Origin of the sequence: Nostoc sp. (assembly GCF_036917355.1) — a bacterium.
Taxonomy (GTDB): domain Bacteria; phylum Cyanobacteriota; class Cyanobacteriia; order Cyanobacteriales; family Nostocaceae; genus Nostoc.
In genome coordinates this window covers 27,568-52,009 of the sequence record NZ_JBALDP010000061.1, presented here as the reverse complement: position 1 = coordinate 52,009, position 24,442 = coordinate 27,568, and the positions used below count along the sequence as shown (strand labels likewise).

The following is a 24,442-nucleotide window of genomic DNA, read 5'->3' as shown; positions in this document are numbered from 1 at the left end:
AGGACTAATGACCAATGACTATCCTTTAGCAAAACGTCGGACAGCAAATAAGCTCCCCATTAATCCTACACCTGCACCGAAACTCAAAAGAATCAGAGGCAATAATAAAATTTCTGCTGGAGTGAGTTGCACTCTGTTGGTGATGACTTGAATAAACTCAGGTTGATTGACTAGCAACTTACCGAGAAACTGTTGAATCACAGAAATGAAACTCCAAGCGATCGCACCACCAACCAAACCAAAGGCAATTCCTTGTAAAATAAACGGGAGGTAAATCCAAACAGAAGTCGCTCCCACTAACTGCATAATTTCAATTTCCTGGCGACGCGCCATGACAATCAGCCTAATCGTGGTAGTAGTCACTGCGATCGCTGTTAAAGTCAGAATAATCGTAATTGTTAAAGTAATCCAGTTCAGTCCTCGGTGCAACTGGGCAATGCGTTTAACTGCTTCATCGACATATTGCACCGTCTCAACTCCTCGTAATTTAGCCAACTGTGTTGCTAAGGTTGGTACAACTTGAGAATTACGCGCTTTCACCTTCATCTCATCAACCAGAGGATTCTCACCTAGCTGCTGGGTAGCACCCTCAATATCAGAAATTCTCATTTCCTTAACTAACTTAGTCCAAGCTTGTTCTTTAGTAATGGTTTTTATCGCCGCCACTTCTGGCATTTTGGCGATGAGTGGCTCAATACTTTCGATTTGTGTATCTGGTTCGAGATAAACTGACACTTCTAACTGGCTACCAAACTGATAGAGGAGTTTTTCGACTTGCCAAGAGGTTTGCAAACTCAAACCGAATAAAAACAGTAACACCGTCACAGTACTAACAGCGGCCCAATTCATCCAACCTCCCCGCAATAAACCGAGGAAAGTTTCTTTGAGCAGATAGTCAAGTTTCGTGAAAGATTTAAACACACATCACCTCAAAATTTGAACTTAACGCCAAAGCACTAAGTTCAGCTTTTGCGTTTTTGCGTCAATAACACCACTATTTATAGTCAATGGTGTAAAGTTTGCCAATATATCAGCTTTTATCTATTGCTACTTCCTTCTTCTGTCCTCCTGCTGCCTTGACCATTTACTCGCTCTTCATGCCATTTGCCACAGATATACTCACTATTGCCTCTAACAGTTATTGATAATAATTGGCTAGCTGTTCTAGTTTCTCAGCAATTCTACGGTTCTTTAAACTGACCTCCAAAAAGTAGGAAAATAGTTTGGTATTTATACTATGTTTTTCTCTGAATATCGTAGTAATTTGATAGGGAGAAACAGATTGATGGAAGGAAAGTTGAACCATGAACTTCTTAAATAAAGCCAATTTGGACAATAGCTTCTTAAACCAAATCCGCTATCAGCTTGAGTCCGTAGAAATACATAATTCTAATCTAGCCAGACTATTGTGCAAAATAATTCCTTCCAATTGCCCTTTTGAAAGAACTGTTAAAATTTTTGGTCGGACTCTGCTTCGCATTCCACCTTTGTGTAAATTGAACCCTCTTTACGAACAGATAGTTACTCTTCGTTTTAAGTGTTTATTATATTTAGTCAATGAATGTGGTGAAGATGCTAGAAAATATTGCTAAATATAGGTTTCCATCAATAATAAATTGATTGGATAAATCTTTTTACTAACAAAAATTGTATAGGAATCCTAGTTGCAATCAGATAAGAATCAGAAATAGACTGGTAAACGACTGACAATCGATTTCACATTTAAAAGTACTGTTTAATGATGTCAGCCTCGATAAAAGGATCGCTCCAAGTATGGTGCAACGTGACTTCACAATAATTATTTTGGAGATTGGTACTACGTCTAAGGGGATATTTAAAAAGTATTATTGCTAACAATACAACCTCGGAGACATAACCCCCTAGAAAACCTTCCTGACAATAAAATAAGGTTTTCCCAGCCTCTCACTCTTGGCATCAGCCTGCCGTTAGGCAAGCAAAAAGAGGAATGGCAGATGGGTTTTTGGTATACTTCAGGACTTTTTAAACATCCTCTAACTGAGATTGATAGAATGAAAATAGTAGGAATTTTCACCATCTAGCCATCGAGACTCATGCCCTCTGAAATTGCTGTCGAGAAAAAAAAGTTAAAAAATCCACCTTTGGAGCTTCATTATTTAGGCGATCGCGTGCTGCGTCAAGCTGCAAAGCGGATTTCTAAAGTTGATGACGAACTTCGCCAAATAGTGCGCGAAATGCTGCAAACTATGTACAGCAAAGATGGCATTGGTTTGGCTGCACCCCAAGTGGGAATTCACAAACAACTAGTTGTCATCGACCTGGAACCAGAGAACGCAGCTAATCAGCCTTTGGTGTTGATTAACCCCACCATTAAACAAGTCAGCCGCGACCTCTCTGTTGCCCAAGAAGGATGCTTGAGTATTCCCAACGTATATTTAGACGTAAAGCGCCCCGAAGTCGTAGAAATCGCCTATAAAGACGAGTACGGTCGTCCCCGGACATTGAAGGCTAATGACCTCCTGGGCCGCTGCATTCAGCACGAGATGGATCACCTTAACGGCGTGGTATTTGTAGACCGTGTAGAAAACTCCTTGACTTTAGCCCAGGAGCTATCTAAGAATGGCTTCTCGTATCAAGCGGTGAAACCAATAGCATAGGGGGGCAGTAGTGTATTTAACTCCAAAAAGCAGTTTATTTCTGGGTGGTTCTTGTGTAAGTGCGATCGCAGCCGTCGGTTCGATTTTTGAACTCGGTTACGGACAACCAGATTTTGGTGTCACAGCGACGGCAATTATCCTGGTATTAAGCATTCCACTTACAGGATTATTTTTCTTTGCCGCAGTTAAGGACGCAAGGGCTAACATGAAATAAGCATCAGGTACATAAAAAAGGTAAAAGGATGAAGGAAAAGGCAAAATTCATTCTTTTACCTTTTATTTTTGCTCTCCATTTTCAACTGCCCCTAAAGCTTTTAGCGTTACTAACTGCGCTGCGGTTAACCCTGTAACCCCGGTGATATTCATTTTTTCGTAGGGTCGTGGCGATCGCAGTGTTCTTACACACTCACCCGTCGATACATCCCAAAGCTTAATTGTCTCATCTTGGCTACCACAAATCAGGGTTTGACCATCGGGACTAAAGGCAACTGACTTTACCCAATTAGCCCCCTGCAAAGTTTTCAGGCACTTGCCATTATAGACATCCCATAATTTTATCGTTTGGTCTTCACTGGCACTAGCTAAAATTTGACCATCGGGACTAAAGGTAACTGACCAGATTCGATTAGTATGTTCTTGCAAGGTTGTGAAGCACTTGCCCATGAAAACATCCCATAACTTCACTGTTTGGTCATCACTACCACTAGCTAAAGTCTGACCATCTGGGCTGAAAGTAACTGACCTAATCCGATTGCTATGTCCCTCCAAAATTTGGAGACATTCTCCTGTATAAATATCCCATAACCTCACTCTTTGGTTTTCACTGCCACTAGCTAAAGTTTGACCATCGGGACTAAAGGCAACCGATCTTACCCAACTGGTATGCCCTTTCAAGGTTTGGAGACATTTGCCGGTGTAGATATCCCATAATTTCACCGTTTGATCGTCACTGCCGCTAGCTAAAATTTGACCATTTGGACTAAAAGCAACCGATCTAATTCGATTGGTATGTTCCTGAAATTTTTTCAGGCATTGTCCCGTCTGAACATCCCATAATTTAATTGTTTGCTTTTCACTGCCGCTAGCTAAAATTTGACCATCTGGACTGAAGGCAATTGACCGTACCCAACTGTTATGACCTTCCAAAATTTTGAGAAACTTATCGTTACGGACATCCCATAATTTCACTGTTTGCTTTTCACTGCCGCTAGCTAAAATTTGACCATCGGGACTGAAAGCAACTGACCTTACCCGATTGCTATGCCCTTGCAAGGTTGTTAAAGACTTACCATCCTGAACATTCCATAACTTCACTGTTTGGTTTTCACTACCACTAGCTAAAGTTTGACCATCAGGACTGAAAGCAACTGACCTTACCCGATTGGTATGCCCTTGGAAGGTTTTCAGACATTTACCATCACGAATATCCCATAATTTCACGGTTTGGTCGTCACCACCGCTAGCTAAAGTTTGACCATCGGGACTAAAGGCAACTGACCAGACGCGATTGGTATGTCCCTGGAAGGTTTTCAGACATTTACCATCACGAATATCCCATAATTTCACGGTTTGGTCATCACTGCCAGTAGCCAAAATTTCACCATCGGGACTAAAAGCAACTGACCTTACCCAACTGTTATGCCCCTGCAATATTTTTAGGCATTTACCATCACGAATATCCCATAACTTCACTGTTTGCTTTTCACTGCAACTAGCTAAAGTTTGGCCATCGGGACTAAAGGCAACTGACATAATTCGATTGGTATTTTCCTGCAAAGTTATCAAACATTTGCCGATGTGGACATTCCATAACTTTACTGTTTGGTCTTCACTGCCACTAGCTAAAGTTTGACCATCGGGACTAAAGGCAACTGACCTGACCCAATTGCTATGTCCATGCAAGGTTTTGAGGCATTTACCGTCATGAACATCCCATAATTTCACTGTTTGGTCATCACTACCACTAGCTAAAGTTTGACCATCGGGACTGAAGGCAACTGATTTTACCCAACTGCTATGTCCCATACAGGTAAAAAGTAGCTTTCCATCGTCAACTTGCCACAAGTAAGTTTTGCCATCAGCATCACCCGTAGCCAAAAGTTTTCCATCCGGGCTAAATGCGACTGACGAAATGCTAACTAATGTTTCTGCAAAAACGCATTTAGCTAAATCGCTATTGGCAAAATTTACCCGATGGAGATTTACGCTTTGCAAATATGCTTGCCAAATAATCAGATTTGAAAAGTCATAGCCGCTAAAATCAGTTTGCAATTGACAAAGAATATTTAACAGATTTCCACCCGCATATCCTGCTATTTGGGGAGTTTGTCGTAGGGACAATAAAATTTGATATAGATGATGTTCAATATTTTTAGCATTTCTAAAAATAGTTAATAATCTATCTATTATTGGTTTAATAATCAGGGTAATCTGAGTGTTTCTAATATAATCTTTGGCCGTAGCTTCCATTAAAGCATGGCTGATAAATAGTCTAATATTACGAGTGGCAATTTCGTCACAAACCTGTTCAATTAGTTGGTCGGTGATGTATTCCATGACCACAGATTGGAGGGTGAAAAGTGCTGTTCTTTGTTCAATTAGCGATCGCCTCCGTAGAGATTCTAGCGCTTCCATCACTTCCCTTTTGGTCAAGGGACGCACAATATCATTTAGCAATTCGTCTAGAGAAACTAACTCGCGCTTGATTGCTAGCCAATAAATTATTTCTTTTTCGATCTCTGACAACCGCTCAAATTGCTGGTCTAGTAAATTTCGGGTGTCACCAAAAATTATCTCTCCTTCAGCCAGAAAAGCAGCAATATCACCATCAAATAACTCTCGAATTGGCTCAGAAACTAGTTTTAACGCTAAAGGATTGCCGGAATACTTCTCAACTAGCTTGCCCCATTCCTGTTGTGAGCCAAATAACCCTTTATCTTGGAGAATTTCTTGCCCTTCTGTTTTTTCTAAGCCGATTAACGATAATGTTCTGACTGGTGATGCTTCTCCTTCTAAAGGCGCAAATTCTTTTGGTTTTTCGCGAGATGTCAGCACCAAACAGCTTTGATGTGGTTCTTCTCCTACCCGACTAAGTAGTTGACCATAATCTTCGTATTCTTGTTTATATTGTCCGGCGCGATCGCCTTCTTGTAAAATTGTCTCTGTATTATCAAATACCACAAGACAACGATGCTCTCGTAAATAATGAAGCAGCAGCGTTACTTTACCATCTACGCTTTCTGGCAAATTTGTTTCCCTCTCATCAGATAAAAACCCGATCAGTTTCGCCAACATCTCTGCAACGGGTGGCGCATTGCGGAGACTTCGCCAAATCAAATACTCAAAATTCTCCTGAACTTCCTTTGCCAGTTTCACAGATAAAGCAGTTTTGCCGATTCCCCCCATTCCTAATATTGCTACTAGTTGGCAGTTATCTTTAATGAGCCACTGCGTTAACTGAGACAATTCTGCTATACGTCCCCGAAAAAAGCAGACACCAGGCGCTTCACCCCAATCTTGACGGTTTTGGGTAATGGATTTCTCATTGTGTGAAGATGCTTGATACTCAGATTCTATAACTTGCTGTAACTTAGTGAGCTTACCTGGACCGCTACCAGTAACATGAAATTTTTTGTAAACTTCGCTTAATCTTTTGCGTACTGCTTCAGCGCTGATTGCCAATTTTTTTGCGATCGCATTTGGCGATTGTCCCTCAACAGCGTGTAAAAACACCTCTATCTCGCTGCTAGACAAGCACCGTTTTTCGGCTAAAGCCAAAAGAACGTTTTCGGGAATTACACTCATACTCACACAAAGACACACTACACACCAATGTTAGCTCACTATGTGAGTCAAGATTACTCCAAAAAGTGAGTATTCATTGACGAAGGGGACAGTTTTTCTGATTTCCTGTTCCTTCCTTAACTGGATATTTCAGCCAGTTTTAGAGTATCTTATGCTATTTAGATAATTTTCTCTATAGTTTACCTTGACCTAAGTAACTAAGTTACTTTATAGTGAGTTTAACAGTAGAAACCACGGTGACTTAGTAAGGTTACGGGTGAATTAAAGAAACTTAGTGAGTAAGACATAAAGGCAAAGACTGGAACTGCAAATTCTGAAAAAGGCATACAAATTGCCTGTAGGAATTTCGAGGGTTCAATGCGCGTAGTGCGCGTTCTGTGCGATTACGCGCATTGAACGCCTAATTTTTGATATCCAGATTGCCCTGGTAATTCATCAAAGAGCTTAATTTTTCATCAGCCGCAAATATCAAAACCACCTTTGTTAGTATCCCCACTCCACTCAGGAGTAGGACTTTTGTCTACCTTGACTTGGTGGGAGCAAAACTGTGGAGATTCGCTGTTTCCTTAGTGTGGTCGGGGGAGCGCAAACTGCTACCTAGATTCAATCAAAACAGGAAAAAAACTATGAAACCCAGTCTCAAAGATAACGATAATCTGTTGTTCAAGTGGTTTTGTATAGGACTCAAATATTTCTTGCTGGCGCTGCTGGGGCTGGGAATAGCCTTTGTTGTGTCTCACACTTTGGGGGCAAATGCGATCGTTGGGATACTTTTGTCCGCAAGTCTAAGGTCATGGGTTGCGAGGATAGCGATTTTTCTAGTCTGTCTATTTGCGATCGCCATGATGTTCGAGTCTTGGGGTTAAGACTCCTACTGACCAAAATAGCCTTTAGCTGACCTTCACTCAGCTAAAGGCTTCGTAATCTTTTCACTTGGAGATCATATCATGCCCAATAACAACGGCTCTGGGGTAGAAACATGTTCGCCACTTTTAATCATCTTAGTGGCAGGGTCAATTTCTTTGGCGATCGTTAACAAAGCTAATCACCCAGCATATTTTGACATAGTTAAAATAGCTATAGCCTATAGCTTTGGCTCAACCAAGTCTCAAGGAAAAAGTAAATATTCCAATCGCCAGGATGAGGTAGATCGAGACGAGTTGAAATAGCAGATGTAAAGGCAGTAAAAAACAGGTATTTTTTACTGATAGTCTGCCAAAGGTGAGTTGCAGATTATAATTTACTTCTAAAATAGAAGAATGCTGTCAACTCCCACTCAACTATTGCGACTGTCTCAAGGACAACTTAACTTACTAGAAGCTTGTCCGCGTAAATTTCAACATACCTATCTCGAAAAACTCAATTCCCCCGCAAATCCAGAACAAGAAGAACGGCAAACTTTGGGTAGTCGTTTTCACTTGCTAATGCAACAGCGAGAAATGGGTTTGCCAATTGATAGTTTCCTAGAAGCAGATGCTCAACTGCAAAGCTGGATGCTAGGTTTTGCTGATGCAGCGCCAGAAATCTTAACGGCTGCATCTGATAATCAAACTTTTCGTGAAAGCGAACACTACCGCACTCTGCAAGTTCAGAATTATTTGCTCACAGTTATCTATGATTTATTGATTGCAGATAACCAACAAGCTCAAATTCTCGACTGGAAAACTTATCCTAAACCACCCAACAAACGCAAGTTAGAATCCAACTGGCAAACACGGCTTTATCTGTATGTATTCGCAGAAACTAGCGACTATTTGCCAGAAAAGATTTCTATGACTTATTGGTTTGTCCAATCTGAAGGAAAACCACAAAATATTAAATTTAATTACAGTAATGTTCAACACACACAAACAGCAAAGAAACTTAATCAACTGTTAAGTCAGTTAACTAATTGGCTGGAAAACTACCAAAATAACCAGCAGTTTCCGCAAGTTGTGGAGGGTAGTAAAAACTGTGATTATTGTCAGTTTGCCAAACGGTGCGATCGCATCCAATCTACTGAAGAAACAGTGAAATACTCATTGCCAAATTTTGACAGCATTCAAGAAGTCTCATTTTGATTTGATCCGCAGGATTGTTTCGCTAAAACAGATTCCTTATATCTTTAGACTCTTGCGTAAAGTCAAAAAGTAATGTATATTCCTTTGTCTAAATCTAAAGCATTTGCAAGCATTTTTATTAAAAGAGCTAGATTCGGTAAATACTCTTTTTTTTCATTCAATAACAAATTAAGCAATTCAAAATTATTCTTCACTTGCTCAAGGGATTGAAAATACGACCCCATTTTGCCAGGATTAAAATAGTTTCCTGGAATGCCGAAATTTTTACCTAACAAGGGAGATATATCTTTATCCAGTTCATTGAGTAACATATCATAGAGAGGCAACCAATCATAACCAAGTCCAATATCACATTGAGGATTATAATACTTGGTAATTGCAAAATCACCATACTGGCTTATGTCATCTATCTCGATCGTTTCTTTCCAGAAAGAATCTAAAGGTTCGCCTTCATCAGGATATTTCAGGTATGAAAAATTATTATCGATAAAGGTAATCAATTCGTTGCTTTGATTAATAACAAGTGCATTGACTAAGATATCAGCCAACTCTTGAAGAAATCTATCGTAATCAAAGACAAATGCTTTATGCTCCATTGACATTTTTTAAAATTCCTTGTCGCCAAAATTTAACATAGTGCTGTTAGCTGACAAAATAAATCTTCTTAAATAGTTGAGAATCCTAAAAGCCCGTAATCATCTATGTAAATAAATCACAACTTCTAAATTTATGTCAACTTTTGACGAAACTGAAGCAATTTATGTACGCGAATTAGGAATTGATGACATTGCTCTTGTTTACCACTTGGGAGAAGGGTTATTTACCAGTGATTTATATCCCTATTTATACCGTACTTGGGATGAATGGGAAGTGATTGGACTTTATAACACCGATCCAGAATACTGTCTTGTGGCTGAAACAGACGGGGAATTAGCAGGATTCGTTTTAGGAACGATCATCACCAAAGCATCCTGGACTTATGGATATATTTTATGGCTAGGAGTTAGCCCGAAATATCAGCGTCGGGGAGTTGCAGACAAGTTGGTTGATAAAGTCGTCGCCCGAATGATTGAAGATGGGGCGCGGTTTATGTTGGTAGATACTGACCCCACCAATACTTCAGCATTAAAGTTTTTTAACCGCAAAGGTTTTGGTAATACTCGCCAGCATATTTTCTTGTCGATGAATTTAAGCAAGCACGAATATTATGGGAGATTGATTGATTACGAACACCAAAAAGCTGAAAGAGCCGGTTACAAGAGATCGCGTCCTGCAATTCGTGCCCGGAAAGCTGATAGTGTAGCTAATGAAGTTATCCTTAATCCTCTAGTAAATGAATCTCAAATAACTGAGGATCAATCCCCAATCTAACAAAAGTTAGGAGTAGCCCTTTTAATTTGGGTAAAATTTCTGGACGATCATTTATCTTTTCTCCGTGTTCTCTGTGCCTCTGTGGTTCAATAAATTACTTTTAAACCGTAGACGCATAGAAAATGCAGAGAGAAAAGCATGATGGCGATTGTTGATTTTGAATTTAGAGCAAAGTGGCGTGACTTATGTGTATAGAATTTGGGCGGGAAATCTGCGGCAATCTTGACGCTGCAGAATCGCGGGAGTGGTTAGTTACTAACGGTATTGGTGGTTACGCCTCTGGGACTGTGGCTGGTTTGTTGACTCGCCGCTATCACGGACTACTGGTAGCAGCATTAAAACCTCCTTTGGGTCGTACCTTAATGCTGGCAAAACTAGATGAAAATGTCCTGTACGATACTCGTTCTTATTCTCTAGACACTAATCGTTGGGCAGATGGTATTGTCAGTCCCCACGGTTATCAACATATTGAACGTTTTTCTCTGGAAGGTACAATTCCTGTATGGTGTTTTGCTGTTGCCGATGCCTTATTAGAAAAACGGGTGTGGATGCAACAAGGCGCTAATACAACTTATGTCCAATATACTTTGCGTCGTGCCACTCAACCGCTAAAGTTGACGCTCAAAGCAATAGTCAATTACCGCGATTATCACAGCGATACTCAAAGCAATGGTTGGCAGATGTCTATTGAGGAGGTAGAACAGGGGATTTGTGTAACTGCTTATCCGGGTGCTGTACCACTATATCTACTGAGTGATTCACCTAAAGGCGATGCCTACGGCGGCAAGCTACGCAGCGTTTCACGTGTTAGTGTCTCTGTTGTCCACGATTGGTATCATGGCTTTGACTTAGCAGTTGAACGCTATCGGGGATTGAGAGATAAAGAAGACCACCTCCACGCCGCCACCTTTGAAGTTACACTGAATCCTGGGGAAGCGATCGCCTTTGTAGCCAGCACAGAAAAACAACCAAATCTCAATGGTGAAGCGGCACTAAAGTTACGTCGCGCTCAAGAACAGAAGTTAACAGGATTTTGGAAAACTAATCGACCCCTGAAAACTAAGGAATCACCTAGCTGGATCAACCACCTAGTACTAGCTGCTGACCAGTTTCTTGTCGATCGCTCATTGCCAGAAGATCCCTATGGCAAAACCATCATCGCTGGTTATCACTGGTTTAGCGACTGGGGACGCGACACGATGATTAGTCTACCTGGTTTGACAATTTCCACTGGTCGTCCAGAGGTAGCACGCTCAATTCTTCGCACCTTTGCCAGATACGTAGACCAAGGAATGTTACCTAATCGCTTTCCCGATGCGGGTGAGCAACCAGAATATAATACAGTCGATGCTACACTTTGGTACTTTGAAGCAGTCCGCGCCTACTACAGTGCTACAGATGATGATACTTTGCTTGGTGAACTTTTTCCCATACTTGCAGACATCATTGATTGGCACTGTCGCGGTACACGCTACAATATTCATCTCGATGCCGCCGATGGCTTACTTTATGCAGGCGTTGCAGGCGTACAACTGACCTGGATGGATGCCAAAGTTGATGATTGGGTAGTTACGCCCCGAATTGGCAAACCGATTGAAGTTAATGCCCTCTGGTATAATGCTTTACGGACAATGGCAAAGTTTGCGCGTCAGCTTGGTAAACCACACCAAGAATATGAGGCAATGGCAGAGCGGGCAAAGTATAGATTTTCTCGCTTCTGGAATGAAGAGACTAGTTATTGCTATGACGTTCTAGACAGTCCTGATGGTGATGATTCAGCGTTGCGTCCTAACCAAATATTTGCTGTGTCATTACCAGAAAGTCCGCTCACACCTGCCCAGCAAAGGGGTGTGGTGGAAGCTTGCGGGCGATCGCTGCTGACTTCTTATGGGTTGCGATCGCTAGCGCCCGATCGTCCTCAATATCAGGGAGAATACGGTGGTAATCAGTATCAACGTGATGGAGCTTACCACCAAGGAACCGTCTGGGGTTGGTTGTTGGGGCCGTTCGTGTTAGCACACCTGCGCGTCTACAAAAATCCTGAGCAGGCTCGTCAATTTTTGGAACCAATGGCTAATCATCTGACTGCACATGGTGTTGGTAATCTCAGCGAAATTTTTGATGGTGATGCTCCGATGACTCCACGGGGATGTATTGCCCAAGCGTGGACAGTGGCAGAGGTTTTGCGTGCTTGGTTGGCGACAGCGAGTTGATACACCAAACCCTGATCTCTCTGTAAAATCGATTTTGTCAAGAATTTTTAAGAAATTAACATCCTTCAGAAAAGGAAAGACGTAATGCTGAAGTAATCCTCAAAAGTTTATAGACACGCTTTAGTGTTAGGAGGAAATTATGCCGTCAGGAATGATGATCGAAGGCAAATGGACAACCAATGGGAATAAATCAGATCCCAGCGGTAAGTTCACTGAGACGCCGACAACGTTTCGCGATCGCATAACCGCCGATGGTTCTAGTGGGTTTAAGGCAGAAGCAGGACGCTATCACCTCTACATTTCCTTAGCCTGTCCGTGGGCGCATCGCACTTTAATTATGCGAGAAATCAAAGGTTTGAATGATGCCATCTCAGTCTCTATCGTCGATCCGATTATGAGCGACAAGGGATGGATGTTTTCTGAAGCACCGGGAGCTATTCCTGACTGGGTGAACCACACTCAATATTTGCAAGAGATTTATCTGAAAGCCGATCCCAAATACACAGGACGAGTTACTGTTCCGGTGTTGTGGGATAAGCAAACTCAAACGATCGTCAATAACGAATCTCGCGAAATCATGCGGATGTTTGATGTAGAGTTTGGGGAATTGGCAACACAAAAAATAGACTTATACCCACGCGACCTACAGCATCAGATTGATGAAACGATTGATGCAATTTATCTGCCAATCAATGCTGGTGTATATCGTGCTGGTTTTGCGACTTCGCAAGCAGCCTATGAAGATGCGGTAACAGAACTTTTCGAGAGTTTAGATCGATGGGAAGCCATTCTGAGCCAGCAGCGGTATTTATGCGGCAATCAACTCACCGAAGCCGATATTTGTATGTTTGTTACTTTGTATCGCTTCGACTCAGTGTATTACAGTCACTTTAAATGCAATTTGCGGCGAATTATCGACTATCCAAATCTCTGGAATTATTTACTAGACCTCTATCAGCGTCCTGAGTTCAAAGCGACTTGCAATCTAGACTATACCAAGCGCGGCTATTACATGAGTATGACTGATATTAATCCAAATCAAATTGTGCCGAAGGGGCCAATTATTGATTTTGACCAACAGCACGATCGCGTAGGCGTAGCCCGTCGTAGACATCGCTTCACTAAAACGTCTCCTGAGAAGTTATCGCTCCCTATTCATAGAAAATAAATTGCACAATCTAACTGGAGTAACACCATGAGCCTTGTATCAGGTATCCACCATGTTGCAGTGGTGACAGCAGATATCGACCGCTTTATCGACTTCTATACTGATGTATTCGAGATGCCAGTAATTTTTCAAGAGACGACCCCAGCTTTTCGTCACGCACTTCTGCTAGCTGGATCGCAGAGCGTACTTCACGCAGCAGAAATGCCTAATAATATTCATAGTTCTGGATTGCCGGATACGTTTGCACGAGGACACATCGACCACCTAGCTTTGAATGCGCCAACAGAATCAGCGTTCCAGATTATCCGCCGCAAACTGATAGATCGAGGTGTGAGTGATGGCGCGATCGCCGACCTTGGACCAGTACTTAACTTATCATTTTCCGATCCTGATGGTATGCATATTGAAGTTTGCCTCATTGTCGATGCTTCACTCCAGGGTTTTCACCAACCGCGGCCATATCTAGAGACTATCAACCAATAGGTTGAAGTTAGCATTAGTCCCCTTCGCTGTTTGTAGTTAATTAATAGTGTCGATTTGCGATCGCATTCAGAGAAAATAATCATGATTTATCATATTTTGCTCGCAGCTAATTGTTTTGCCCAATATAAAGGGTGTCCCTATGACTGAAATCGAAATTTACAGTGCGGCTTTGTGTCCCTTCGCACACCGATCGCGCTTAACCATGACCGAAAAAGGCGTTCCTTTTAAGATCGTCGAAATCGACTTGCAAAACAAACCTGCCAATTTTCTAGAAATTTCTCCCTATGGCAAGGTGCCTGTTCTCAAGCATGGTGATATTAGGGTGTGGGAATCTAGCATTATTAATGAGTATCTGGATGAAATATTTCCCGAACCACCTCTGTTACCCAAAGAGCCGATTCAGCGTGCCCATGCGCGGATTTGGATTAACTTTGCTGATACCCGATTGTTCGCTGCTTCTGGCAAATTGTTACATAGCCGAGATCCTCAACAGCAGGCAGGGTTATTACAAGAGTTAGCCGAACACTTGCTATTTATCGAACATGAAGCATTGCACAAATTGTCAGATAGCGCTCCCTACTGGCTTGGGTCGGAGATTAGTCTAGTCGATCTGACTTATTATCCTTGGTTCGAGCAGCTAAATGTATTAGAGCATTTTTTAGGCTTCCAATTACCACCGGGACTCGATCGGCTCAAACAATGGTGGGCAGCCGTAGCAAATCGTGAATCCGTGCGCGCGATCGCCAATCCTCCTAAGTTTTATATCGAACATTATGCTCGATTTGCTCAATGAGAGCAAAGCTTAGACACTAACCGTTCTCTTAAATATCATATACAGTAATCCGCATTCCTCGAATGCAAAGTTTACCAAGGATCAAGAACTATAAATAGAGAAGGATAAAGACGCGATCGCTTTAACATAATAACATCCAAATCTGATTCTCTCTCGCCCAAATAAAAAAGGCTTGTTGTTACCATCCTCCCTTAGAATCAATTTCGAGGATGAAAATTTTTAAGGTAATTCTCAGCAGAAATTAATTTAATTACTAGGAAATGCATTTACATTATTATTAGACAAGAATTCGCGGATTTGAGATGGCAATTAAATAAAAATTTTAGTAATCTTTTTGAAATGGCTGCACTTTTCACTGTAGGTATGCAACAGAGGTAAGTTCAAATCAGCTATAACTAAAGATGTAGTGGTTAACAGTAACTTTACATTTACCAGTCTGATTTTGTTTTTCCGACCTTATTAAACATCTAAAACGCAACCGAAACAGTGAAGCAAACCATAAAAGTTGGGATAAATATAGATCCATTTTCCTTACAATCACGCCTCACGGTTGGTATTGCATCATTTTCAGCTTTGGTATTAGGTAGCCTTGCTACATGGACTAGCTGGAAAATGCAGCAAATTTTAGTTGATAGTCATAAATATAATATAGAACAAATTGCCAAGCGCTTGCCGCAAGATGTGCAAATTTATAGTGAAATGATGCAACCTGAAACTGGGTTGCAAAAGGCTATTAATAATTTGGCAAATACCAACATATTATTATGGCTAAAAAGTCCTGATAATAAAATTTTAGCAAAATCTACCACTTTGGATTTATTATCTGATACTACTGTAGCTGAATTAATGACTCTGACAAAGATGCCGATTAAACCACAAGTTTACAAAGTGAACCAAAGCTACTTTGTTTTATGTGGTAGTTCTGTACAAGTGCAGGGTAAGTTACTGGGTGAGTTATTTGTAGTCAAGGATATTACCCGCGAACAGAGAATGTTTGTGGTAATGGTGCAAAGTTTAGGTATTACTAGTATTTTGGCAATTATTGTTTTAACTGCTGCGATCGCATTTTACATTAAGCGTTCTCTGCAACCTCTGCGCCAGCTAAATCAAATGGCTTCTGTGATTTCTGCTGAAGATTTAGGACAAGCGCAGCTATATCTTGAGAATGCACCCAGTGAAGTTAAAGAATTAGCTCAAACTTTAACCATGCTGTTATCGCGCCTTTCCCAATCATGGGAGCAAGAGCGAGAATTTGTGAGTAATGTTTCTCATGAATTACGCACACCTTTAACAATTGTACATGGATATTTACAAAGCGTATTGCGAAGGCAGAATAACCTAACCCAAACTCAACAAGAAGCTTTAGAAACTGCGGCATCGGAAGCTGAACGCACTATCCGTCTGCTACAAGATTTACTTGATTTAGCACGTGCAGATAGCGGTTACTTATATTTTCAAATGAAATCTTATGTGCTGAATGACTTGGTTGAAGAAGTTGTCATGATGGCAAAAAAATATAGCGATCGCACAATTACAATCGAATCAGAAATTTATCCAATTGAGATCAAAGCAGATTATAGTCGCTTTAAACAAGTATTATTAAATTTAATTGATAATGCCATTAAGTATTCTGACGCTGATACACCCATAATTTTTAAGTTAAACCAGCTTCAATATCGGGCTATTATTCAAGTTTGTGACAAAGGTTATGGCATTCCTTTGCAACAGCAAGCACGGATATTTGAGAGATTTTACCGTGTAGATGAATCTCGCTCTCATATTACTGGAGGTTGTGGTTTGGGCTTATCTATTGTTAAGACTCTTGTAGAAGGTATGGGGGGTACTGTAAGTGTAGAATCAAAGTTAGGAGAAGGGAGTATGTTTACAATCAGCTTACCTACATATAGTAATTCTATGTGATTGCAAGACTCAGATCCCCAGGTTCTAGATTTGATTGCAGATATAGTACAGATGATAGAGAAATTTGGTGTTGCTCAATTCCAAGATGAAAATGATTTTGCGTGATTTCAAAACCTCTGTAGATACTTGGCAATCAAACATTTCTACATCTAATCAGCAATGCTAGAAATTTAAACATCGGGTAATCTATTTGGAAGTCACCCCGTTTCCTGTAAGAATAAAGACAGCCCTCGTTTAACTGGCAAAGCAGGTTTGGGTTTATCGATTGTGAAACACCTAACCAAAGGTATGGGAGGTAAAATTGCCATCCTTGTAAAGCCAGGTTATGGTAGCACTTTTATTCTCACATTACCTGCTTTAGGAGCAAAAATATGACAGCACATATCCTTTTGGTGGAAGATGAAGTCAAACTGGCGCGATTTGTCGAATTAGAACTTAATAGCGAAGGATACCGAGTAAGTGTTGCCCATGATGGCATTGCAGGCTTGACTCTGGCACGAGACTCCTCACCAGATTTAGCAATTCTGGATTGGATGCTTCCAGGGTTGACAGGTTTGGAAATTTGTCGGCGTTTGCGAACAACAGGTAGTACAGTACCAGTGATTTTGTTGACAGCAAAAGATGAAGTGAGCGATCGCGTCGCCGGATTAGATGCAGGAGCCGATGATTATGTAGTTAAGCCATTCAGCATTGAGGAATTATTAGCTAGAATTCGCGCTCATCTCCGCCGCACGCAAGAAACAGACGAGGATTTGTTACAATTTGAAGATTTAAGCTTAAATCGGCGCACCCGTGAAGTATTTCGGGAAAAACGAAGCATTCAGTTAACAGCAAAAGAATTTGACTTATTAGAATATCTCCTTTCACATCCCCGTCAAGTATTTACTAGAGATCAAATTTTAGAGAAAGTTTGGGGTTACGACTTCATGGGTGATTCTAATATTATTGAAGTATATATTCGTTATTTGCGACTTAAGTTAGAAGAAAATAATGAAAGACGTTTGATTCATACAGTCCGTGGTGTAGGCTATGCACTACGGGAGTAATCGTAATAACGTGGTGATTTCGAGAAAAGCAACATATTCAAGATAAAAGAGAATTATGAAGAAAAAATGGGCTGTTAAACGACTGACAGTAAATCTCACAACCGAGGAAATGAAGAAACTTGAACAATACTGTACTCTCACAGGAAGACCAGCAACAGATGTAATTCGAGAATTGCTCCGAAGTCTTGAGGTTGACAATGCTGAAAACTCTGAGATGGGAACAGCAGACTCAAAAATCACTGTTGGCAGTTCGTCAAAATCACACTAACTATCGACTCGAATATAGCAGACTTCTTGCAGAAGTGGGGTAAAGGGGAAAGGATGGAATTTTCCCTTTCCCTTTAACCTTTCCCCAATATCTTGCAAAAGTAAATTTTGCAAGATGTCTAGCGTTTCCTAATCAGAATCAGCTACAGCTTAACCTCACCCCCAACCCCTCTTTTCAGCAAGGAGAGGGGTTGGGGGTGAGGTTTTGATATGTACTTTATGCACCTGGGAACTTCTATATCCCGCCAAATTAACGCCTTTACGCCTTTTACCTTTCCTATGTCTTAACAAGCATCGATTGTGGGCATCATAATCCCAGCCCGACTACATCAGCTAGCAGCCAGAAAACTATTTGGCAGCAAGTTCTACATTTACAAATATAGTATCAAGCGATGGTATATAGTTTTAGACCTTATCTCTTTGTTTCTCGATCTAGTTTGTACGCTGTATTTCTTTTGGGATGCCTACAGATTCAATTAGGAGTAATCTGTAGCGTAGGTATTTGGATATTATCAGAAGCTAAATTACAAGCAGCCCAAGCACATCAGACCTGGAAATCACCTTTAGGATTGACTGAGCAAGTCACCACAGTAAATCCTGAGTCAGCAGAGCAATACTCTAAACCACTCCCCTATCGATTAAAACCAACACCTATTTTGCTGGCGGCACCCGAAAACTTCAATCCTGATTTGCGATTACCCCCATCGCTACCCGAACCACTACAGCAGAATTCTAGTCCACCACCGCTACCCGAACCACCACAGCAGAATTCTAGTCCGCCACCGCTACCCGAACCACCACAGCAGAATTCTAGTCCACCAACAACTTCCACCAAACCAAAAACGCCAGATCCAGTTTTGGAAAGTATTGATACAGACTATCACTATGAGACAGACAACTTTGGTCAAACTAATTTTTTCCTAGAACCAACAGTTCAGTTTCGATTGAGAAATGGCAATAAAATATTTTTCAAGACAGGTTTTAACCTCTTTGAGCAACGTGGTGTTGAATCAATTACCAATTTTCCCTTGCAAGTTGGATGGCAAGGGAAAATTGGACAAGTGACTCTACAAACAGCAGCTGGAGTCGATGTGTTCAATCGTTTACCCACAGCTATCAATCTTAATGTTAAGGTGGATGCTCCCATTTCGCCCCCGCGAGTTTCGTCATCAGGTCGATTGCTATCGGCAGCAATAATATCAGGTAATTTAGAACAAGGGCCTTATAAATCTAATGCTCGAACTTTAGACAATCAAATTACTGCTTGGCGATTTGGGCCTGATTTATACTGGCAGATTGACCGTAATACCAGCTTATTTTCGTCATTGCGTTTGGGTAATTACAATGATGGTAATTCCGAGGTGCAGTCTTTTAGTAGGTTAGAGCGCAAGTTCGGACAATTTTCTTTGGCAGCTAACTTATTTACTTGGAGTTACGATCGCGATTTAGAACGCACAAGCGGTTATTTTTCTCCACCAGATTTCTTAGTTTACAACGGTGAGGTAGCTTGGGAGGGAGATATTGCACAATTCTTACGCTGTCGCCTTGCTGCCAACTTAGGACGGCAGCGACTTAAAGGAGAATTTGACAACGCAAATACCTATCAAACACGCTGTACGGTAAAACTGTCGCCCAGTATAGAAGCAGACTTGGGCTATAGCTTTAGTAATGTCCGCAATCAAGAAACCGGCGGAAGCGCCTACGGTGGTAATTCCTTCACAGGACAGTTGCGGGTCAAATTTTAACAAAAAAGAATTCAGGAGTCAGAATTCAGAATGAATATTAGAATCAAGCGCGCTATATATTTTTGATTTTTTGATTTTTTGAAAATTATAAACTTTGACTATCCAAGGATTCTTAATTTTAACTTCTAACTCCTGGACTCTGAATTCCGAATTCTGTTTTTAAAATTCAAAATGGTATAAGGCTGGAGAATGAAAGCACCATTACCTGATAACGAAACACAGCGAATCGAATCTCTTTTGCAGTATAAAATACTCGACACTCCTTCGGAAGCAGCCTTTGACGACCTCACCCATTTAGCCTCGTATATTTGTGGAACTCCCATTGCCTTAATCAGCTTAATTGATACTAATCGTCAGTGGTTCAAGTCAAAAGTTGGTTTGGATGCCTTACAAACACCCCGCGATTTGGCATTCTGCGCCCATGCTATTCTGCAACCTGAAGTTTTTGTTGTACCTGATGCCACAGAAGACGAAAGGTTTGCGACAAACCCGCTAGTCACTTCCGCTCCAAATATTCGATTTTATACTGGTGTACCACTGACTAACTCTGAAGGATATGCACTAGGAACACTTTGTGTAATCGATCGTGTACCAAGAAACCTTTCTCCAGAACAACTTGAAGCATTACGAATTATTGGTCGTCAGGTAATTAAGCAACTAGAAATGCGCCGCAATTTAGCAAGTTTGGTATTGGCAAGTGATACACGCAAACAGTCCCAGAAGGCACACAAACAATTTTTTCAAAGAATAGCTGGAGGGTTTGGGTTAGCATCGGCAATTTTAGTTTTGATTGGCGTGATTTCTTATCAAAACACACACAGGTTGATTGATACGAATAATCAGGTACAAAGAACTCAAGAGAAAATCAATCAACTAGAAGAATTACTGTCTGAGATGAAAGATGCTGAGACTGGACAACGCGGTTACATCCTCACTGGACAAGAAAGTTATCTAGAACCTTATCAAGCAGTAGTTGGAAACATCGATCGCAAAATTGTAGAACTGAAAGATTTAATCGCAGATCAACCTAACCAACAAAAGCAGTTCGCAACCCTTGAATCTCTGATAGCTGCAAAACTTGCCATACTCAAGCAGACTATATACCTGCGTCAAAATCAGGGATTTGAGGCGGCGTTGCAGGTAATTCAGACAAATCAAGGAAAACATCTCATGGATGATATCCGCAAGATCGTCCATGAGATAGAAAATCAGGATAGAGAGTTGCTTCAACAGCAGTCACAAGCTGCAAAAGCCACTGCTAACAACACAGTTTTGACACTGGCGATCGCGATTTGTCTAAGCTTTTTGATTCTGGCTATAGTTTACTACTTTATTTACCGTGAAGGAAAAGAGCGGAAATTAACAGAGGAAACACTCAATCAAGAACGCAACTTTATCTCAGCAGTCCTTAATACAACCAGCGCTTTAGTAATAGTTCTTGACACGAAAGGGCAAATCGTTCGCTTCAATCAAGCTTGCGAACAAATTACTGGTTACTCATTTGATGAGGTGAAAGGAAGGCATTTCTGGAACCTGTTTCTACTTCCTGAACAGGTAGAGTCGGTTAAAGCAGTTTTTGAGCAGTTGCGATCTGGTGAAGCGCCCAAAGAATACGAAAACTATTGGGTAACTAAGGATGGCAGTCGACGGCTTATTTCTTGGACTAACACTACTTTGAAAGATTATGAGGGGCACGTTGAATACATTGTTGCTACAGGTATTGATATCAGCGATGTCTTTGAAGAACTTCGCTTACGCCAACGAACTGAACAGCATCTGAAAGCAGAGTACGTTACAACCCGGATCTTAGCAGAGTCAATCACAATCAACGAAGCCATGCCCCAAATCTTGCAAGGAATCTGCGAAAGTTTGGGATGGGATTTTAGTGAATTTTGGATGGTAGATGGGCGAGCAAATCTACTGTCTTTGCTAAATTCATGGTATAAAATCTCCTTTGAGATGCAAGAGTTTGACATCCTCAGTCGGCAGATTACATTTGCACCAGGAATTGGGCTGCCTGGGCGTGTCTGGGCTAGTCTTGAACCTGTTTGGATCGCTGATGTAGTTAAAGATCGGAGTTTTATCCGCTCTCAAATCGCTGCCGAAGCAGAACTGCACGGAGCTTTCGGTTTCCCGATCCGTAGTGGTAAAACAATCATCGGTGTTATTACCTGCTTTAGCCATGAAATCCAGCAAGCTGATCCGAATTTGGCAAAGGTCATGAATTTGATTGGCGAGCAAGTAGGGCAGTTTATTGAGCGCAAGCAGGCAGAAGAACAACTTCAACGCCAAAACTTGCGATCGCAATTATTTACTGAAATCACCCTTAAGATTCGTCAGTCTTTGCAAATCAAAGAAATTCTCCAAATCACTGTCACCGAAGTTCAAAAAATTCTCCATAGCGACCGAGTTTTGATTTATCAGCCTTTGGCTGATGGCTCTGGAGCTACCGTGGTTGAGGCAGTAATTTCTGGCTGGCTAGCAATTAAAGAGAAAGAGCTAGTCAATGCTTACTTTCAAGCTGAATACATCCAGCAGTACTATCTACAACAGTACCGTCAAAAACCGAATCTGGGGCTTGCTGACTTGGATATAGCTGAAGTCCAAAAAAACTATCTCGAATTACTACAACAATTTGGAGTCCAGTGTAATTTAGTCATACCCATTCTTGTCAAAGAAGAACTCTGCGGTTTGCTGATTGTCCATCAGTGCGGCAGTTCCCGCCAATGGTCTAGTTTTGAAACTCATCTTCTACGGCAAATAGCTGACCAAGTAGGTATTGCCTTAGCCCAAGCCCAAATGTTAGATGCAGAAACTCAACAACGACGAGAACTCGAAATTGCTCGTCACCAAGCTGAATTAGCCTCCCAAACCAAAAGTGCCTTTTTGGCCAACATGAGCCATGAAATTCGGACTCCCATGAATGCTGTGCTGGGGATGACAAGCTTAATGTTAGAAACTCCCCTAAATTCCGAGCAGCGGGATTTTATGGAAACAATTCGCATTAGTGGCGATGCTCTCTTAAGCCTGATCAACGAAATTTTGGATCTTTCCAAACTAGAGGCTGGGGAAATGGCACTAGAAACTCTAGATTTTGACTTATCTACTTGTGTAGAAGAAGTATTAGAATTATTGGCTCCCTCAGCCCATCATAAGGGATTAGAAATTGCAGGATTAATTTACAGCAACGTCCCCACCCACCTCCAAGGCGATGCCGGCCGCTTGCGACAAATTCTTATGAACCTGATTAGCAATGCAATCAAGTTCACCAGCAAGGGTGAGGTAGTATTACGAGCAGAATTGCGATCGCTTTCCTTGACTACAGCCACCATCTATTTTGCGATCTTAGATACCGGTCTTGGCATTACCCCTGAAGATCAATCCAAACTCTTTAAGCCATTTACCCAAGTAGATGCTTCCACCACCCGAAAATATGGCGGCACAGGTTTGGGATTAGCCATCTGCAAGCAACTGGTAAGCTTGATGGGAGGAGAAATGGGCGTAGAAAGTCGCTTGGGGAAAGGATCTAAGTTTTGGTTTGAAATAACTCTCGCCAAGCAACTCGATCCTATTTCTTTAAAAGGCGAACGCGAACTTTTGCTCAATCGGCGCTTGTTAGTAGTGGATGATAATGCTACTAATCGCAAAATCATCTACCATCAAGCTACCCGTTGGGGGATGCTGGTGGATCAAGCTGCTTCGACTACTACTGCTCTCAAAGCTATTCAGGAAGCCGCCAAGCAAAAAAATTTCTATGACATAGCTGTGATTGATATGCAGATGCCAGAAATAGATGGCATGACTTTAGGAGAACAAATTAAAGCAAATTCAGCGATCGCTGGGCTACCTTTAATTATGCTTACCTCTACTAATCAACGCGATGAAATTCAACGAGCGCTAAAAATAGGATTTGCGGCTTATTTAGTCAAACCTATTAAGCCATCCCGACTCCTCGATACCATCATGACTATTTTAGGAACGCAGCCAGAAGAAGAGACAGAAGTCACAATTCAGGAGTTAGAAGTCAGAAGTCAGGATTTAAAACTGAAAAATTCTGAAAACAACCGCAACTATTATTCTCCTGACTCTCCCAAACTTAGAATTCTCTTAGCTGAAGATAATTTGGTGAATCAGAAAGTTGCTTTGAAACAACTCCAAAGTCTGGGTTATAGCGCTGATGTTGCTGGTAATGGGAAAGAAGTTTTGCAGTTATTAGAAAAAATTCCCTACGATTTAATTCTGATGGATTGCCAAATGCCAGTTCTCGATGGTTTAGAAACCACAAAAGAAATTCATCGTTGGCAAGAAAGCTACTTTGCTAGTGGTTATCGTCCGGTGGTAATTGCAATGACAGCTAATGCCATGAAAGAAGACCAGCAAATGTGTCTAGATGCCGGAATGGATGACTATTTGAGCAAGCCAGTAATCAAAGAAAATTTGGCGGCAACGCTAGAGCGTTGGGGAAATGTGATATTCGACGCAAAAGAAACAACTATCACAGAGCAAACAGTTTCTACAACAGATGTCGGTGTAGTTAACCTCCCAATTGATTGGGAACGCTTACACCAACTCTCAGAAAATAACCCAGAATTTGAATTGGAACTACTGCAAATATTTGTTGAGGATATTCAACCTCGTCTAGAAGTCATTAAAATAGCGATCGCCGCTTATGACTTTGAGCAAATTATACTCCAAGGGCATCAAATTAAAGGTGCTAGTGCCAATATGGGAGTTACAACCATGCATCTGGCCGCTGAAAAACTAGAACAACTAGCTTATAAGCAAGAGCGTCGAGGTTCTAGTAACTTAATCGTAGAGTTAGAAGACTTTATTAAACGCATTCAAGAGTTTTTGAACCGTAAAGATAGTAATGCCACAACCTTAACTAATAATAATATTTATTAATAAACTAACTGGATCGTTTTTTCTGAGTAAC

General features: G+C 41.2%; 19 protein-coding genes and 1 pseudogene. 17 read left to right on the top strand and 3 right to left on the bottom strand.

Annotated features, from left to right (window positions below; translation table 11 throughout):
• Nucleotides 1–18: 18 nt before the first annotated feature.
• Nucleotides 19–921, bottom strand: coding sequence for a cell division protein FtsX (locus tag V7K53_RS17475; protein ID WP_335198736.1), 903 nt, complete (start codon nt 919–921; stop codon nt 19–21).
• 383 nt (nt 922–1,304) lie between these two features.
• Here V7K53_RS17475 and V7K53_RS17470 point away from each other — a divergent pair, with 383 nt between their 5' ends.
• From V7K53_RS17470 to V7K53_RS17460, 3 genes are all read left to right on the top strand, one after another.
• On the top strand, nt 1,305–1,592 hold the full coding sequence (locus tag V7K53_RS17470; protein WP_335198735.1) for a Mo-dependent nitrogenase C-terminal domain-containing protein: 288 nt from the start codon (nt 1,305–1,307) through the stop codon (nt 1,590–1,592).
• 480 nt (nt 1,593–2,072) lie between these two features.
• Nucleotides 2,073–2,636, top strand: coding sequence for a peptide deformylase (gene def, locus V7K53_RS17465; RefSeq protein WP_322668450.1), 564 nt, complete (start codon nt 2,073–2,075; stop codon nt 2,634–2,636).
• A gap of 10 nt (nt 2,637–2,646) precedes the next feature.
• Complete coding sequence (locus V7K53_RS17460) at nt 2,647–2,850, top strand: hypothetical protein (RefSeq protein WP_289798204.1); 204 nt, start codon at nt 2,647–2,649, stop codon at nt 2,848–2,850.
• 62 nt (nt 2,851–2,912) lie between these two features.
• On the opposite strand, the gene V7K53_RS17455 is transcribed toward V7K53_RS17460, so the two are convergent.
• A complete protein-coding gene (locus V7K53_RS17455; protein WP_335198734.1) occupies nt 2,913–6,440 on the bottom strand; it encodes an NB-ARC domain-containing protein in 3,528 nt (1,175 codons plus the stop codon).
• A 626-nt stretch (nt 6,441–7,066) separates the two neighbouring features.
• Here V7K53_RS17455 and V7K53_RS17450 point away from each other — a divergent pair.
• The 3 genes from V7K53_RS17450 (at nt 7,067) to V7K53_RS17440 (ending at nt 8,500) form a co-directional block, all read left to right on the top strand.
• Nucleotides 7,067–7,306 (top strand): hypothetical protein, encoded by a 240-nt coding sequence (locus tag V7K53_RS17450; RefSeq protein ID WP_335194705.1) that lies wholly within the window; start codon nt 7,067–7,069, stop codon nt 7,304–7,306.
• Between the two features lie 81 nt (nt 7,307–7,387).
• Nucleotides 7,388–7,609: a hypothetical protein gene (locus V7K53_RS17445; protein WP_335198733.1), complete on the top strand. Its 222-nt coding sequence runs from the start codon at nt 7,388–7,390 to the stop codon at nt 7,607–7,609.
• A 90-nt stretch (nt 7,610–7,699) separates the two neighbouring features.
• Complete coding sequence (locus V7K53_RS17440) at nt 7,700–8,500, top strand: PD-(D/E)XK nuclease family protein (protein WP_335198732.1); 801 nt, start codon at nt 7,700–7,702, stop codon at nt 8,498–8,500.
• A gap of 62 nt (nt 8,501–8,562) precedes the next feature.
• Here the strand turns inward: V7K53_RS17440 and V7K53_RS17435 are convergent, their stop codons facing one another.
• Nucleotides 8,563–9,102, bottom strand: coding sequence for a hypothetical protein (locus V7K53_RS17435; RefSeq protein WP_335198731.1), 540 nt, complete (start codon nt 9,100–9,102; stop codon nt 8,563–8,565).
• Between the two features lie 127 nt (nt 9,103–9,229).
• Here V7K53_RS17435 and V7K53_RS17430 point away from each other — a divergent pair, with 127 nt between their 5' ends.
• From V7K53_RS17430 to V7K53_RS17380, 11 genes and pseudogenes are all read left to right on the top strand, one after another.
• On the top strand, nt 9,230–9,871 hold the full coding sequence (locus tag V7K53_RS17430) for a GNAT family N-acetyltransferase (protein WP_335198730.1): 642 nt from the start codon (nt 9,230–9,232) through the stop codon (nt 9,869–9,871).
• Between the two features lie 185 nt (nt 9,872–10,056).
• Entirely contained in the window at nt 10,057–12,084 is a 2,028-nt protein-coding gene (locus V7K53_RS17425; protein WP_335198729.1) for an amylo-alpha-1,6-glucosidase, read from the top strand.
• Between the two features lie 139 nt (nt 12,085–12,223).
• Entirely contained in the window at nt 12,224–13,252 is a 1,029-nt protein-coding gene (locus tag V7K53_RS17420; protein ID WP_335198728.1) for a glutathione S-transferase family protein, read from the top strand.
• A gap of 27 nt (nt 13,253–13,279) precedes the next feature.
• Nucleotides 13,280–13,735, top strand: a complete 456-nt coding sequence (locus V7K53_RS17415; protein ID WP_335198727.1) for a VOC family protein — start codon at nt 13,280–13,282, stop codon at nt 13,733–13,735.
• Nucleotides 13,736–13,874: 139 nt separating this feature from the next.
• Complete coding sequence (locus V7K53_RS17410) at nt 13,875–14,528, top strand: glutathione S-transferase family protein (protein WP_335198726.1); 654 nt, start codon at nt 13,875–13,877, stop codon at nt 14,526–14,528.
• 486 nt (nt 14,529–15,014) lie between these two features.
• Nucleotides 15,015–16,448, top strand: a complete 1,434-nt coding sequence (locus tag V7K53_RS17405) for a sensor histidine kinase (protein ID WP_335198725.1) — start codon at nt 15,015–15,017, stop codon at nt 16,446–16,448.
• 237 nt (nt 16,449–16,685) lie between these two features.
• Nucleotides 16,686–16,823, top strand: a pseudogene (locus V7K53_RS17400) (ATP-binding protein); the annotation flags it as partial.
• Nucleotides 16,820–17,494 carry a response regulator transcription factor gene (locus V7K53_RS17395; protein ID WP_322686757.1) on the top strand — a complete coding sequence of 225 codons (675 nt, stop codon included), beginning with the start codon at nt 16,820–16,822 and terminating at the stop codon, nt 17,492–17,494. The pseudogene V7K53_RS17400 and the gene V7K53_RS17395, both read left to right, overlap by 4 nt.
• Nucleotides 17,495–17,549: 55 nt before the next feature.
• Nucleotides 17,550–17,762: a CopG family transcriptional regulator gene (locus V7K53_RS17390; protein WP_094351406.1), complete on the top strand. Its 213-nt coding sequence runs from the start codon at nt 17,550–17,552 to the stop codon at nt 17,760–17,762.
• Between the two features lie 391 nt (nt 17,763–18,153).
• Nucleotides 18,154–19,506, top strand: coding sequence for a hypothetical protein (locus tag V7K53_RS17385; RefSeq protein WP_335198723.1), 1,353 nt, complete (start codon nt 18,154–18,156; stop codon nt 19,504–19,506).
• Between the two features lie 189 nt (nt 19,507–19,695).
• Nucleotides 19,696–24,411 (top strand): response regulator, encoded by a 4,716-nt coding sequence (locus V7K53_RS17380; RefSeq protein ID WP_335198722.1) that lies wholly within the window; start codon nt 19,696–19,698, stop codon nt 24,409–24,411.
• Nucleotides 24,412–24,442: the final 31 nt, after the last annotated feature.

Bases quoted from the DNA above. Each gene is read 5' to 3' on its own strand.
- V7K53_RS17470 (WP_335198735.1), top strand. From the start codon at position 1,305: ATGAACTTCTTAAATAAAGCCAATTTGGACAATAGCTTCTTAAACCAA.
- def (WP_322668450.1), top strand. From the start codon at position 2,073: ATGCCCTCTGAAATTGCTGTCGAGAAAAAAAAGTTAAAAAATCCACCT.
- V7K53_RS17455 (WP_335198734.1), bottom strand. From the start codon at position 6,440: ATGAGTGTAATTCCCGAAAACGTTCTTTTGGCTTTAGCCGAAAAACGG.
- V7K53_RS17450 (WP_335194705.1), top strand. From the start codon at position 7,067: ATGAAACCCAGTCTCAAAGATAACGATAATCTGTTGTTCAAGTGGTTT.
- V7K53_RS17445 (WP_335198733.1), top strand. From the start codon at position 7,388: ATGCCCAATAACAACGGCTCTGGGGTAGAAACATGTTCGCCACTTTTA.
- V7K53_RS17440 (WP_335198732.1), top strand. From the start codon at position 7,700: ATGCTGTCAACTCCCACTCAACTATTGCGACTGTCTCAAGGACAACTT.
- V7K53_RS17435 (WP_335198731.1), bottom strand. From the start codon at position 9,102: ATGTCAATGGAGCATAAAGCATTTGTCTTTGATTACGATAGATTTCTT.
- V7K53_RS17430 (WP_335198730.1), top strand. From the start codon at position 9,230: ATGTCAACTTTTGACGAAACTGAAGCAATTTATGTACGCGAATTAGGA.
- V7K53_RS17425 (WP_335198729.1), top strand. From the start codon at position 10,057: ATGTGTATAGAATTTGGGCGGGAAATCTGCGGCAATCTTGACGCTGCA.
- V7K53_RS17420 (WP_335198728.1), top strand. From the start codon at position 12,224: ATGCCGTCAGGAATGATGATCGAAGGCAAATGGACAACCAATGGGAAT.
- V7K53_RS17415 (WP_335198727.1), top strand. From the start codon at position 13,280: ATGAGCCTTGTATCAGGTATCCACCATGTTGCAGTGGTGACAGCAGAT.
- V7K53_RS17410 (WP_335198726.1), top strand. From the start codon at position 13,875: ATGACTGAAATCGAAATTTACAGTGCGGCTTTGTGTCCCTTCGCACAC.
- V7K53_RS17395 (WP_322686757.1), top strand. From the start codon at position 16,820: ATGACAGCACATATCCTTTTGGTGGAAGATGAAGTCAAACTGGCGCGA.
- V7K53_RS17390 (WP_094351406.1), top strand. From the start codon at position 17,550: ATGAAGAAAAAATGGGCTGTTAAACGACTGACAGTAAATCTCACAACC.
- V7K53_RS17385 (WP_335198723.1), top strand. From the start codon at position 18,154: ATGGTATATAGTTTTAGACCTTATCTCTTTGTTTCTCGATCTAGTTTG.
- V7K53_RS17380 (WP_335198722.1), top strand. From the start codon at position 19,696: ATGAAAGCACCATTACCTGATAACGAAACACAGCGAATCGAATCTCTT.